This window comes from Oceanisphaera sp., assembly GCF_052084945.1.
In the GTDB taxonomy this organism is placed as follows: Bacteria; Pseudomonadota; Gammaproteobacteria; order Enterobacterales; family Aeromonadaceae; genus Oceanimonas.
The window spans coordinates 1-13926 of record NZ_JBQDEX010000070.1 but is presented as its reverse complement, the minus strand read 5'-3'; the positions used below and the strand labels follow the sequence as shown (position 1 = coordinate 13926).

The 13926-nt window shown below is 45.9% G+C and carries 11 protein-coding genes, 1 tRNA gene and 2 rRNA genes; 2 read left to right on the top strand and 12 right to left on the bottom strand.

Going from position 1 to position 13926, the window contains the following annotated elements:
- Positions 1-279: 279 nt before the first annotated feature.
- The 6 genes from ACTHY5_RS07780 to ilvG all read right to left on the bottom strand — a co-directional run bounded on the left by ACTHY5_RS07780 (position 280) and on the right by ilvG (position 7674).
- Positions 280-1146: an NAD(P)-dependent oxidoreductase gene (locus tag ACTHY5_RS07780; RefSeq protein WP_441878401.1), complete on the bottom strand. Its 867-nt coding sequence runs from the start codon at positions 1144-1146 to the stop codon at positions 280-282.
- Positions 1146-1988: an urea transporter gene (locus ACTHY5_RS07775; RefSeq protein WP_441878399.1), complete on the bottom strand. Its 843-nt coding sequence runs from the start codon at positions 1986-1988 to the stop codon at positions 1146-1148. The genes ACTHY5_RS07780 and ACTHY5_RS07775 overlap by 1 nt, the downstream gene beginning before the upstream one ends.
- Before the next feature lie 186 nt (positions 1989-2174).
- On the bottom strand, positions 2175-3728 hold the full coding sequence (ilvA, locus tag ACTHY5_RS07770) for a threonine ammonia-lyase, biosynthetic (RefSeq protein WP_441878398.1): 1554 nt from the start codon (positions 3726-3728) through the stop codon (positions 2175-2177).
- Between the two features lie 4 nt (positions 3729-3732).
- Entirely contained in the window at positions 3733-5586 is a 1854-nt protein-coding gene (gene ilvD, locus ACTHY5_RS07765) for a dihydroxy-acid dehydratase (protein WP_441878396.1), read from the bottom strand.
- A gap of 166 nt (positions 5587-5752) precedes the next feature.
- Positions 5753-6013 (bottom strand): acetolactate synthase 2 small subunit, encoded by a 261-nt coding sequence (ilvM, locus tag ACTHY5_RS07760; RefSeq protein WP_441878394.1) that lies wholly within the window; start codon positions 6011-6013, stop codon positions 5753-5755.
- Positions 6010-7674, bottom strand: a complete 1665-nt coding sequence (ilvG, locus tag ACTHY5_RS07755; RefSeq protein ID WP_441878402.1) for an acetolactate synthase 2 catalytic subunit — start codon at positions 7672-7674, stop codon at positions 6010-6012. Before ilvG ends, ilvM begins: the two co-directional genes overlap by 4 nt.
- A gap of 379 nt (positions 7675-8053) precedes the next feature.
- On the opposite strand from ilvG, the gene ACTHY5_RS07750 reads away from it, so the two are divergent.
- Together ACTHY5_RS07750 and ACTHY5_RS07745 are read left to right on the top strand one after the other, a co-directional pair.
- Positions 8054-9565, top strand: a complete 1512-nt coding sequence (locus tag ACTHY5_RS07750; RefSeq protein WP_441878392.1) for a YifB family Mg chelatase-like AAA ATPase — start codon at positions 8054-8056, stop codon at positions 9563-9565.
- 41 nt (positions 9566-9606) lie between these two features.
- Positions 9607-9909, top strand: a complete 303-nt coding sequence (locus ACTHY5_RS07745) for a hypothetical protein (protein ID WP_441878390.1) — start codon at positions 9607-9609, stop codon at positions 9907-9909.
- A 71-nt stretch (positions 9910-9980) separates the two neighbouring features.
- Here the strand turns inward: ACTHY5_RS07745 and ACTHY5_RS07740 are convergent, their stop codons facing one another.
- The 6 genes from ACTHY5_RS07740 to rrf (ACTHY5_RS07715) all read right to left on the bottom strand — a co-directional run bounded on the left by ACTHY5_RS07740 (position 9981) and on the right by rrf (ACTHY5_RS07715) (position 13774).
- On the bottom strand, positions 9981-10595 hold the full coding sequence (locus ACTHY5_RS07740; protein WP_441878388.1) for a thiol:disulfide interchange protein DsbA/DsbL: 615 nt from the start codon (positions 10593-10595) through the stop codon (positions 9981-9983).
- A 28-nt stretch (positions 10596-10623) separates the two neighbouring features.
- Positions 10624-11592, bottom strand: a complete 969-nt coding sequence (locus tag ACTHY5_RS07735) for a serine/threonine protein kinase (RefSeq protein WP_441878386.1) — start codon at positions 11590-11592, stop codon at positions 10624-10626.
- A gap of 64 nt (positions 11593-11656) precedes the next feature.
- A complete protein-coding gene (gene ccoG / locus ACTHY5_RS07730; RefSeq protein ID WP_441878384.1) occupies positions 11657-13075 on the bottom strand; it encodes a cytochrome c oxidase accessory protein CcoG in 1419 nt (472 codons plus the stop codon).
- A gap of 368 nt (positions 13076-13443) precedes the next feature.
- Positions 13444-13558 (bottom strand): 5S ribosomal RNA (gene rrf / locus ACTHY5_RS07725).
- 14 nt (positions 13559-13572) lie between these two features.
- Positions 13573-13648 (bottom strand) — tRNA-Thr (locus ACTHY5_RS07720).
- 11 nt (positions 13649-13659) lie between these two features.
- Positions 13660-13774 (bottom strand): 5S ribosomal RNA (rrf, locus tag ACTHY5_RS07715).
- Positions 13775-13926 lie beyond the last annotated feature (152 nt).

The window sequence follows — 13926 nt, the reverse complement described above, 5'->3', positions numbered from 1 at the left end:
GGCCCCTTTGTTCGGCTTTTACAGGCAGTACAACTGACTACTTATTTAGTACGATTGGTATAAAGCACATTGACTTTTTTTAGGCTGTACCATTATATCTGTGCGAATGAATTCGCCCCTACAGCGTACGGAGCTTTGTTCGGTAGACCTTACCAATAACATATCTTGGTAAGATCTTATCTCATCTTGATTTTTCCGTAGGTTCCGTGGATTCCGTGGCAAAATATTTTTAGATTTGGGTTTTGATCTTTACTGATCGCTGACGGCTTATAGCGGCCTTTAATCTTTATATAGCTTGATTAAGGTGGCGGGATCCCGCTCTAAAAAGCCTTTATTACCATGTTGGCGCATCAGTTGCGCAGCTAAGCCAGACATAGGTACAGCCGTGCCCTCTTGCTTGCTTTGACTCACCGCCATATCTAAATCTTTAAGTAGCGTGCGTACATGCCATTTAGGGTCGGGGTCTAGCTCTGCGGCCATTAACGGACCTGTGATCTGCATCGGCTTAGAATCAGCAAAACCACCCGCCAAGGCATCAGGTATTTTCTCGGCATCCACACCACACGCCTTCGCCAAGGCCGTCATTTCAGCCAACACCATTAAATTACAGCCCACTATCATCTGGTTACAGACCTTAGTCACCTGACCGGCTCCAACGGGTCCCATATGGGTGGCACGTTGTGATAAAGGAGCTAACAATGGCTGAATGCGTTCAATATCTTCCGCTGCACCACCACACATAATGGCCAAGGTGCCTTGTTCGGCGCCAGCAACACCACCAGAAACCGGCGAATCAACCCAGTTCATACCACAGGTCGCTTTTAGCTTGGCGGCAAATTCTCGCGTGGCTTGGGGGTCTGAGCTAGAAAAGTCCACCAGTAGCTGGTCGGCACGGCCAAATTCACTCACCCCAGCATCACCAAATACTACGGCCTCAACAACCTCGGTGTTAGCCACGCAGAGCAACACTACATCAACTTGCTTAACCAGCTCACCAATGCTGCTAGCAAGGGTCGCGCCTGCGGCACTCACCTCGGCCAATTTATCGGCACTGCGGTTCCACACTGTCACGTCAAAGCCTGCTTCCAATAGACGTTGGGTCATCGGATTACCCATTAGCCCAATACCAATAAAGCCCAGTTTCATTAGTACCTCTCCCTATCCGTCATATATTTATCTTGGTAATAGCAAGTTCCATAGTGCATAGCCAAACATATCCAACAGCTCAGTACAAACGGCATGGTCAGCATGGGAAGTCCCGTTTTTAACATCATGGCGGTCATTAACCCAGCCAGTACCGCAGCAAGAATACTCCAACCCGGTTTAAACTGATGCCAAAACATGGCAACCGCCGCTAACACTCCGTTATAACCGGTCAGACCAAAGTTAATATATTCAGGGTTTACAAGTAAAAAAGTGGCTGTACCACTGGTCACTATGGCCCCCACAAAAGCCCAGCCCAACATGCCTATACCTGCTAATAATAAGGCTGCACACACCATCACCGCTGGCACTGTGTCGGGTAGAAAGATCACCTGTCCAATAGCCGATAAAGAAAACTCATAATCGTTGGGTACTTCATCAACCAAGCGCTGCCCATTCCAATATAGCCAAGGCAAAATCAGCAGATTAAAAGGGAGGGTATAACACGAAAAACGAAAGGTTTTACGTAAATACGCGTACATTAAACATGATATAGCGCCTAAAATTATAACAATCAATAATAACATGGTGCTTTGAGGCGCAAATAGCGCCAGCGACAAACCGACCAAAGCCCCATTAAAGCCATAACAACCTTCGAGTTGTAATCCCCGATCAAACTTTAATAATTGCGCTGTTAACACGCCGCTTGCAGCACCAATAAGCATAGCTACTCCCATATAAGGAGAAGCCCAAAATACACCTAAAGTAATTAACAAACCGGCTAGCGGACGATTGACAAAGTAGATTTGACTGACAGAAGCCAGTAGTGAAGATAATATAACCACAATAAAAGTCCTGAATTAAAGTGGAAAACGAGCAGAATTAGAACAGGAAGTGGTGGTTTTGGCAACAAGAAAATGCACACAATGTTAACAGAATGTAATTGTGCGCCATCAATAAATAGTTATGCAGGTCTTAGTATGCAGTTTTAAGCTGGGCGCCGAGCCCTGAAGACTCGACGCAGCTTTAAACTAATGTGCTAAAAAAAACTGATATGCCTCATCAGTGGTGACATCATCCCAGCGATAACCTAATTCAAGCAAGTGCTGCTCAAAATCGGTTAAATCGGCATCAGGTAATTCAAAAGCACATAACACACGCCCAAATTCAGATCCTTGGTTACGGTAATGGAATAAACTAATGTTCCAACGCGTGCCTAAGGTGTCCAAAAAGCGCATTAGTGCGCCTGGTTGCTCAGGGAAGCGAAAGCTATAGAGGCGCTCATGTAAAGCTTTAGGAGGCCGTCCACCCACCATATAACGTACATGCGATTTCGCTAAATCGTTGTCCGTCATATTAGCGACTTGGTAGCCTGCTTGTTCCAGCTCCATCATGATCTGGGTTAACTCACGATCACCATCACTTAAGCGTACCGACACTAACACCGCTGCTTTATCATCAGAGGCATAACGATAGTTAAACTCGGTCACCATGCGATTGCCCAACACTTCGCAAAAGGTGACAAAAGCCCCTTTACGCTCAGGGATAGTCACCGCCAGCACACCTTCACGCTTTTCACCCAGCTCACAACGCTCAGACACATAACGCAAGGAATGAAAGTTAACATTAGCGCCACTTAAAATGGCTGCCATACGAGCGTGAGAGTAATCCCCTGCTTGGCTATATTTTTTTAGCCCCGCCAGCGCCAGCGCTCCCGAAGGTTCAGCAATGGCACGAGTGTCTTCAAAAATATCTTTAAGAGCGGCACATATTTCATCCGAGCTGACGGTAATCACCCCATCAAGATATTGCTGACACAGGCGAAAAGTCTCGGTGCCGATACGCTTTACCGCCACGCCATCCGCAAAGGTGCTCACTCTATCTAAGCTCACAATCTCTTGTGCTTTGAGCGCCGCATTTAGGCAAGCTGAACCTTCAGCCTCAACACCAATCACTTTCACCTGTGGCAGTAGTTGCTTGATATACACAGCAACCCCTGCCGCCAAGCCACCGCCGCCCACAGGGACAAACACATGGGTTAAGCGGGTGTCTTGCTCCAGTAACTCACGGCCAATGGTACCTTGACCAGTAATCACATCTGGATCATCAAAGGGGGGGATCAGCGTTAGCTTATGTTCTTCTGCTAATGCTAAACAGTGGGCATAGGCCTCATCAAAATTATTGCCATGTAAGATGACCTTGCCGCCAAAACGACGTACCGAGTCCACTTTAATATCTGGCGTCACTACAGGCATAACAATGGTAGCGTCAATACCCAATTTAGCCGCAGATAACGCCACCCCTTGTGCATGGTTACCCGCTGAGGCGGCAATCACCCCAGCTTGTAATTGTTCAGGGCTTAGCTGAGCGATTTTATTATAGGCACCGCGTAACTTGAAAGAGTGCACAGGCTGCATGTCTTCCCGCTTAAGCGATACTGAATGCCCTAAACGCTCTGAGATTTTCTTCAACGGCGATAAGGGTGTGACCCGTGCTGCCTCATACACAGGAGACAGTAAAATGCGACGCAAATATTCGCTCGCAGTACGTAATGCGGCGGCTTCTTTCAATGCCGGCTGTGCCATATATTTAGCCCCCCAGCTTAGTGATGTCGCGTACCGCACCTTTATCAGCACTGGTAGCCAAAGAAGCATAAGCGCGCAGTGAGTAAGAAACATGACGCTCGCGTGCTTCTGCAGGGCTCCAACCTTGCTCACCTTTAGCATTCATTAACTCATGACGGGTTGCTAATTCTTCATCTGAGACATCTAACATTATGCTGCGCCCAGGAATATCAATATCGATAATATCGCCATTTTCTACCAAAGCAATGGTGCCGCCACTGGCCGCTTCTGGGGAGACATGACCTATAGACAAACCAGAGGTACCGCCAGAAAAACGACCATCAGTGATTAAAGCACACTGAGTACCTAACCCCATTGATTTCAAGTAAGTGGTTGGGTAGAGCATTTCTTGCATGCCTGGGCCACCTTTAGGGCCTTCGTAGCGGATCACCACCACCTCTCCAGCTTTTACTTCGCCACCTAAAATACCGGCAACGGCACTGTCTTGGCTTTCATAAATGCGAGCCGGTCCACGAAAGACTAAGTTATCGTCAGAGACACCGGCGGTTTTTACAATACAGCCATCCACTGCAAGGTTACCAGATAACACTGCCAAACCTCCTTCTTGGCTATAAGCGTGCTCTAAACTACGAATACAACCTTCGGCACGGTCATTATCTAGGGTGTCCCAACGACAGTCCTGGCTAAATGCTTTTGTGGTACGAATGCCGGCGGGTCCTGCGCGGAACATGGTTTTTACTGCTTCGTTTTCGGTTACCATAATGTCATATTTAGCTAACTGCTCAGCCATGGTCATCCCCATTACTGTGGGCAAATGGGTGTGTAGCAAGCCGGCACGATCTAACTCACCTAAAATCCCCATTACCCCACCAGCACGGTGCACATCTTCCATGTGATATTTAGGGGTAGAAGGCGCTACTTTACACAACTGCGGAACCTTACGAGACAGCGCATCAATATCATCTAAATTAAAGTCGACACCCGCTTCGTGAGCGGCTGCGAGCAAGTGCAACACTGTATTAGTTGAGCCCCCCATAGCGACGTCTAATACCATGGCATTTTCAAAGGCTTCTTTATTAGCAATGGTACGTGGCAGGGCCGTGACATCATCTTGTTCGTAGTAACGCTTGGTTAACTCAACAATGCGATGCCCCGCAGATTTAAAGAGTTGCTCACGATCAGCATGAGTGGCTAACAAAGAGCCATTGGCAGGCTGTGACAAGCCCAGCACTTCAGTTAGACAGTTCATGGAGTTGGCAGTAAACATGCCAGAGCAAGAGCCACAGGTCGGGCAAGCGCTACGCTCAACTTGCTCACTTTGGGCATCATCTACGGTCGGGTCGGCGCCTTGTACCATGGCATCCACTAAGTCCAATTTAATCAATTGGTCAGAAAGCTTAGTTTTACCGGCTTCCATCGGGCCGCCAGAGACAAAAATAACCGGAATATTCACTCGCAATGCGGCCATTAGCATGCCAGGAGTAATTTTGTCACAGTTAGAAATACAGACCATGGCATCAGCGCAGTGAGCGTTAACCATATACTCCACAGAGTCGGCAATTAAGTCACGGCTTGGCAAGCTATACAGCATGCCGTCGTGCCCCATGGCAATGCCATCGTCTACGGCAATGGTATTAAATTCTTTGGCAACACCACCCACGGCTTCAATTTCGCGCGCAACTAACTGCCCCATGTCTTTTAAATGCACATGGCCCGGCACAAACTGGGTAAAAGAGTTTACCACCGCAATAATAGGCTTGCCGAAGTCACCTTCAGTCATACCGGTTGCACGCCACAGGGCGCGAGCACCAGCCATATTACGGCCGTGAGTAGTAGTAGCGGAGCGATACTTTGGCATTCTGATATTCCTAACAATGTGAGTCATACAGGCAACGGCGAAGCGAGCCTATCTCTTACCTATAAAATAATAGCTATACGCCTTACGCTGTACGGCGTAAGTCAAAGATAGAGCAACTATTTATCCTTCATTTACAGCGTATAGCGTAAAGCGTACGGCGCTCTTTCTAAGCTATTTTCTTTAATGCTTGTTCTTGGTCTAGCACTTGAACTTGGGTGACATCCAGCAATTTTTCTAACTGCAGGCTAAGCTGGCTAATGGGTCTGTCACTGAATACGTTAAGCTGAATAACCAAATATTGGCCATTATCTTGCGTTGACATATTCATATCGTTCACACGAAAGCCACGGTGGCGAGTAAGGCGTAAGACGCGCTCTAACACTTCGGGACGAAACTTAGCCGTTATCTGTAATTGATATGGGTTCATGCTTTTTTCTCCATCATCTGGTCGTTGGCAACGCCGGGCGGCACCAAGGGCCAGACGTTTTCTTGCTCCGAAATTCGTACATGCAACAAATAAGCAGTTTCTGCTGCTAGCATACGCGCTATGGCAGGCTCCACATCGGCTTTACAAGTAATGGTTTCACCCGGAATATTAAATGCCGCAGCCATCGCCACAAAATCAGGGTTATCAGTGAGTATAGTTTCACTGTAACGACCATCAAAGAACAGCTCTTGCCATTGGCGCACCATACCTAAACGCTGGTTGTCTAATAACACCATTTTTACGGGCAACTGTGCACGTTTAAGGGTACCCAGTTCTTGCACGTTCATCATAAATGAACCATCCCCCGACACTAATACTGATTCATCTTGAGGGCGTGCCAATTTAGCTCCGATGGCCGCAGGCAACCCAAAACCCATAGTGCCTAAACCTGAACTACTTAAATGGTTACGTGGGCTAGTAAAGCGCATGTGCTGGGCAACCCACATTTGGTGCTGGCCTACATCACAACTCACCATAGCAGTGTCACCTAATGCGCGGCTTAATTGGTTCAGCATAAGTGGCGCATAAATAGCATCACCTGGGTGATCATAACGCCACGCATGCTCTACTTTAAGTGCCTTACAATGCTCGCGCCATGGTTCAATAGTGAGCATATTGGCGGTTATTTTATCATTAGTCAGTACTGGGAGCACGGTGCATAGATCCGTATTCATACTAACCTCGGCATGACGTACTTTGCCAAACTCTGAGGCATCTTTATCGATATGAATAACTTGGGCATTAACAGCAAAAGCATCGAGCTTTCCGGTGACTCTGTCATCAAAACGCGCGCCCACCACCAACAGTAGATCACTCTGCTGAACCGCAATATTGGCAGCTTTTGTTCCGTGCATACCTAGCATACCTAAAAACAAATCATTATCAGGATCTAAGGTACCAATTCCCTTCAAAGTGGTCACCATAGGGATGCCGGTTTTTCGCGCAAAATCACGTAACTCGGTAATAGCATTCGCCATCCCAACTCCGCCTCCCACATATAAAACGGGCTGCTTAGCGCTGCTCAGTAATGCCTGAGCATCAGCCAGTGCGTCACTCTGCAGTGGGTTAGGTTTAGTGCTAAAAGTAGGAGTCTGCTGAGGCTCAACTAAGGCAACTTGCACATTTTTTGGCACATCAATTAACACAGGCCCTGGGCGACCTGAACGTGCAATTTCAAACGCTTCAGCAATAATCGCACCTAAATTTTCAACATTTTCCACTAAGTAAGAGTGCTTGGTGCAAGATAAGGACATACCCAGCACATCCACTTCTTGAAAGGCATCAGTACCAATTGCCGCCATGGGAACTTGCCCAGTAATGGCCACTGACGGAATAGAATCTAGCATAGCATCAGCCAGACCGGTGATCAGGTTAGTCGCGCCTGGGCCTGATGTAGCCATACAAACGCCTACCTGACCACTGGCTCTGGCATAGCCTACTGCTGCCAATGCAGCTGCCTGTTCATGCCGACACAGCAGGTGATCTACTCCACCGTCATACAGGGCATCGTAGAGCGGCATAATGGCTCCACCGGGGTAGCCAAAGATCTGGGTTACTCCCTGTTGTTTAAGAGTGTTAACTATATATTGTGCGCCATTCATGTGATTGCTGCCCATCCGTTGCTGCCAAAGTTTGTTAAAAAAAAACCCCCGAGCGATGTGCTCGGGGGTTTTACGTTTTGTCTGCGGTTATATGCGTATCGTCAGACTAAAGTACCCCGAGCGGAGATTTAATAATCACCACTAAGACCACAATAATATTGACAAAACGCACTATAAAATTCATAAAAATTATTACTCAATAGGGTACTGAGCCGGAACATTCAACTCAAGCGTACCTATACAACTAGCATGATGAGCTAAGCTAAACAAGACTTTACTGATTAAATAAGCAAAGGAGTGTCTCAAACTTAAGTTAATTAGCCAGTTTAAAATGCTAATAAAAATAAATTAACACACATAAAATATTAGGGAGACTAGGATGTCACTCGCCATTGTTTTTGCTCGTGCTAGTTTAGGGGTTACAGCCCCTCTCGTTACAGTAGAGGCACACCTGGCTAATGGTTTACCTGTGTTCAATATTGTGGGCCTACCAGAAACCACCGTTAAAGAAGCGCGAGACCGAGTACGCAGCGCACTCATCAATTCAGGCTTTGAATTCCCAGCACGTCGTATCACTGTTAATTTAGCCCCTGCCGATTTGCCTAAAGAAGGCGGTCGCTTCGACTTACCTATTGCGATCGCTATTTTGGCGGCATCAGAGCAAATACCCACCAGCCAACTTGAAAAACTGGAGTTTTTAGGTGAGCTTGCATTAACGGGAACATTACGCCAAATTAAAGGTGCACTGCCCGCAGTACTCGCAGCCCGAGATGATGATCGCTTATTAATACTGCCCGATACCAACGACTATGAAGCAGGGGTTATTCAGCCGTGTCCAGCGCTACTTGCCCCTCACCTATTAGCCATTACCGCTTGGTTAAGGCAACAAGGCGAGCTTGCAACACCTGAACCAATCATTATACAAGAGCCTGAATATGTGGCTGACTTATGTGATGTTATTGGTCAAGAAGGCGGCAAACGAGCCTTAGAAATAGCAGCGGCCGGTGAGCATAACTTGTTACTTTTAGGCCCACCTGGTACCGGTAAAAGTATGCTAGCTAGCCGACTCCCAGGGTTATTACCCCCCATGAGTGAAGAGGAAGCCCTAGAACTGGCAGCGATTAGGTCGATTAGTGGCGTAAGCTTAGAACCAGAAAACTGGCGTTTACGCGCTTTTCGCCAACCTCACCACTCTTCTTCAGCGGTGGCGCTAGTGGGGGGCGGCAGTTACCCCAAACCGGGGGAGATTTCTTTAGCGCATAACGGTGTTTTATTTCTTGATGAAATGACCGAGTTTGAACGAAGAGTGTTAGACGCCTTGCGCGAACCATTAGAAACCAATTACATCTCTATTGCTCGAGCCGCGCAAAGTGTTATTTTTCCTGCTCGTTTTCAATTAATTGCCGCCATGAACCCCAGCCCTTGTGGCCATTATCAAGAAGGCTATACACGCAGCTCATCGGAGCAAATTTTACGCTATCTTAGTAAAGTTTCAGGTCCCTTTTTAGATAGGTTCGACTTATCTGCAGAAGTCTCTTTACTGCCCCCAGGCGAGCTGAGTCGCAAGCGTGTTAAGGCTGAAGGCTCTGCCGCCGTTAAAAAAAGAGTGTTAGCCGCAAGATCACAGCAATTACAGCGAGCAGGCAAAACCAATGCCAGACTTAGTGCCTCAGAATTAGAGCGTTTTTGCCCTTTAGATCAATCTGATGCTGAGTTTTTAGAGCAGGCATTACACAAGATGAAACTTTCTATTCGTGCATGGCATAAATTAATTAGGGTAGCCAGAACCATAGCTGACTTAGAGCATCAAGAGCACATTAGTCGCTCACATTTAATAGAAGCATTAGGGTATCGCGCCATGGACAGGTTAATACAGCAACTGCAATCTTAAGCTATCATTAAGGCAGACACTTTGGAAAGAAGGAGCCTACCATGAAAAGTGCAAAGGAGTTTGCTGTTTGGCTTTATGACAGGTTCAAAGAGGTACCAGAAGGCGTATACCTTAGTAGAGACGACATCACGACTTTGTCGAATCGCCAACACTTTAGCTTAGACTTTGTAAACGATATTCACTATGAGTTAACGTTAAAAAATATGGGGTTTGTTGCCGGCACCCATAGAGATAAGTTTTATCTATTCCATCTACCCACTGTTTACTGGCAACATCAAGAAGTTATCTATTTAGAAGAGCGACAATCTAATGTTTACCCCATCACTCAACAGAGTATCTCTTGAACATAAACAGCCCCAAGTACTAAGTATCTTGGGGCTGTATTGAGCTCATACTAACCTTGCAGGCGTAAACATTAATCCAAGGTAAGTAAATATTCTACCGTCTGATAAAAACGTTCCTCTGAACCAATTTCACTCATATCAAGCTCATACTTGTCTTTGACCACTATGGTAGGCGTACCATGCACATCAAAACGTTCCGTCTTTTTATCGTATTGAGCAATCATGCCATTAAGTGCAAAACTATTGATAACGCCATCAAACTCTTTTTCAGAAACTCCGTTATCAATAAAAAGAGCTTTAATATCAGCCATATTTTGGGGCATTTTCTTCTGGCGATGAATGCGATCAAAAATAACAGGGGTAAGCTGCTCATCTACTTTCAGCAACACCGCTGCAGCATAGGCTCTTTGTAAGAGAGGCCCAAGATCTCGTCCTAAAAAAGCAACCGGTATTTTGTTCAGCTCTAGCTCAGGTATCCGCAGCTCTAATTTATTCATCAGTGGCTGAAAACTGTAGCAATGTGAACAAATATAAGAGAAAAACTCAGTGACCACCGGCCCATTGCTGGCAGTTTCTTGTACTACTTTATACTCAACGCCTTCTTTAAAATCTGCAGCGACACTCGCCAATGGAGTCATAAGTAAAGCAAATAAAACAACAACATACTTCTTCATAATTATTCCCATATAATTAAAGCTAAGTCACGTTAGTTAATCAGTTCCACGAGGTCAAGGATAATGGCTCTGCATCTAGATTTTGTCGTTGCTCAGCCAACACTCCAATTTGCTGCTGCCAATACTCTTCGGTGTTAAACCACGGGAAATTACGCACAAATGCAGGATCAGTCCAACGGTTAGCTAACCACGCCATATAATTAATAATACGCATGGCTCGTAAAGGCTCAATTAATGCCAACTCACTATTATCAAACTCACGTACGCTTTCATAACCCGCTAGCAGCGTATCTAGCTGCATCAGCTGATCTTGTCGGCTACCACTGAGCATCATCCACAAGTCCTGTATGGCAGGCCCAGTGCGACAGTCATCAAAGTCGAGTAACCAGGGGCCCTCATTCCACAGCACATTGCTGGCATGACAATCACCATGGATAGTGAGTTGCTGTTTAGGGTGATATAAAACACAGCTTTTCTCTATTACAGCATCTAAGTGTTTAAAGAAGGGGGTAGATAATGCCTTAGGGAGCTGTGCTTTTTTTTGTAGCATAGCTCGGGCATGCATTAAGTAACTCTCTGCTGCTATTTGTGGTCGACAAGATAACGTAATTCCCGCCCCTACTTGGTGCAATCGGGCTACTTGTTCGCCAAAGGCCTCTAATTGGTCAAGATTATCTGTTTCTAATTGCCGCCCGGCAATAGCTGGCCATACCGCAAACTGCATCCCTTGATATACAAAAACACTCGCCTGCTCCCGCTTAATAGGTACAGCAACACGAACGCCTTTGCTTGCAGATGCAAACAAAAAATCATGCTCTTCTTGTATTTGCTGCACACTCCAACGCTGCGGGCGATAAAACTTAACCACCATGGGTTTTTCAGTATCGCTTTTAAAACGATATACCCTATTCTCATAGCTGTTTAATGCCATTAATCCAGAATCGACGACTATATCTACGCTCTGTAGCGCATCTGCAATGACCTCTGGAGTAAGCTGGTAATAATCCATATAGCTCCCTAAAAAAAGACCGCAGCCAACGGCTACGGTCTAAATTATTTACTCACTAATAACATCAGTTAATTGCACTAAAGAACTTACTCTTATGGCGCAAGGTCGCTTTGCTATCGTCTTCATCTAACCCAGTATGAGAAAGTACAAAGGTCACATCACTTACTGGTGATGATAACAGGTAAGGGTCAACGGCTAGGCTAATAGGTAAGCTAATCGTCTCCCCACCAATGACTTCTACTTCTTGTGGGCCAATCCAAGTGACGTCTTCTAACCCCTCAGCTGATAGGCGATAGGTTTCAGTATCTAACGTCTTGTTATTGATTTTCATGGTGTAGGTGTTTTCAATCAAGCCTTCATTGGTTTCTCGATAAAGCTGATTACGGTCTCGCAAAATCTCTAAGCCCATCGGCATAATACTCACCGCCATGTAAACGAACACGCCACATAATACTGTGATAATAAAGCCATAACCGATTAACTTAGGGCGCGCAACGTGAGTCGTCCCATGCTTTAACTTATGCTCAGTGGTGTAACTAATAAGGCCTCGTTCATACCCCATACGATCCATGGTTTGGTCACAGGCATCAACACAAGCACCGCAGTTAATACACTCATACTGAAGGCCATCACGAATATCGATACCGGCAGGGCACACCTGCACGCATAAGTTACAATCAATACAGTCACCTAACCCCAGTTCTTTAGGATCAGCTTTACGACCACGAGGGCCACGTTTTTCACCGCGATCAGTATCATAACTTACTGTAAAGGTATCCTTATCGAACATCGCGGATTGAAAGCGTGCATAGGGACAAATATGGGTACACATAATGGTACGCATAAAGCCGGCATTACCATAAGTGCAAAAAGCAAAAAACCAAACCCAAAAACCTACCCAAAAGCTGGTAGAAAAGGTCAACACTTCTATAGCCAGCTGATGGGATGGAATAAAGTAGGCAATAAAAGTGAAGCCCGTTAATAACGACACTGCCAGCCATGCAATATGCTTGGCTGTTTTCCGCCAAATTTTATTAAAGTTCCAAGGCGATTGATCAAGCTTGCGGCGTTTGTTGGCACTACCCTCTAGCTTTTCTTCAAACCAGATAAATATAAAGGTCCAAACGGTTTGTGGACAAACATAACCACACCATACCCGCCCTAAAAAGGTAGTGACAAAAAATAAGGCAACAGCAGAAATCATTAATAGTAAGGCAAGCAAGGTGAGATCTTGAGGCCAAATTGTGGCTGCAAACACCTGAAAGCGTTGCTGTTCAACATCAAACAATAGCGCTTGACGGCCATTCCACGTTAACCAAGGACCAATAATAAATACCGACATTAGGATCCAGCCTAAGTATTTGCGTAGTTTTTGCCATTGACCTGTCTGGGCTCGAACATAGATATGCCCATCATCAGTAGGCCGGTGTGAACGCGCAGGCGTTACATCTTTTACATTGATCTGCTTTTGTTTATCGTTCATTTTGCTCACATTATTATTTTAACAGCTTGCAACCAAGTTACCTGCACCACAAACAATCGCTGTTTATTAACAGAGCGAATTGATAACTGTTAACATGCAGATAAAATACGAGTTATGACATAGTCTGAAGCAAAGCCTACACCAAAAAGGTGATATTGATCACTCTTTTATACCTCAAGAGCAGTAATCTCTGCGCTTATCACTACATTAGCGCATCTTAATGAATAAACACCATGACAATGATCATTAAATAGCAAAATGGTGAAATAAAGTTGTATGCATTGTGTACATCCTATGGGAGGCTGGATGAAGTTTATTTTTTACAGACAAAAAAGCCCAGCTCTTAGAGCTGGGCTTTTTTATTGGGCGTTTGATTGTGACCTACTTTCACATGGCAGCTGCCACACTATCATCGGCGCAGATGCGTTTCACTACTGAGTTCGGCATGGGATCAGGTGGTTCCACAACGCTATGGCAATCAAACAAAACTTTATAACTGGTGCTGATACCCGGATTTGAACTGGGGACCTCACCCTTACCAAGGGTGCGCTCTACCAACTGAGCTATATCAGCTTAAATTGGGTGCCTGGCAGTGACCTACTTTCACATGGCAGCTGCCACACTATCATCGGCGCGGCTGCGTTTCACTACTGAGTTCGGCATGGGTTCAGGTGGTTCCACAGCGCTATGGCCGCCAGGCATAAATTGGAATCTGGAAAGCGACCGCCATGGAGGGCGGAAGTGCAGAAAATGCAGGAGCAATTTTCTGTCTGATTTAGTTGAAATAATTTATCTTTTCTCGACCGCAAGGTCTCACACTTCTTGGGTGTTGTATGGTTAAGCCGCACGGG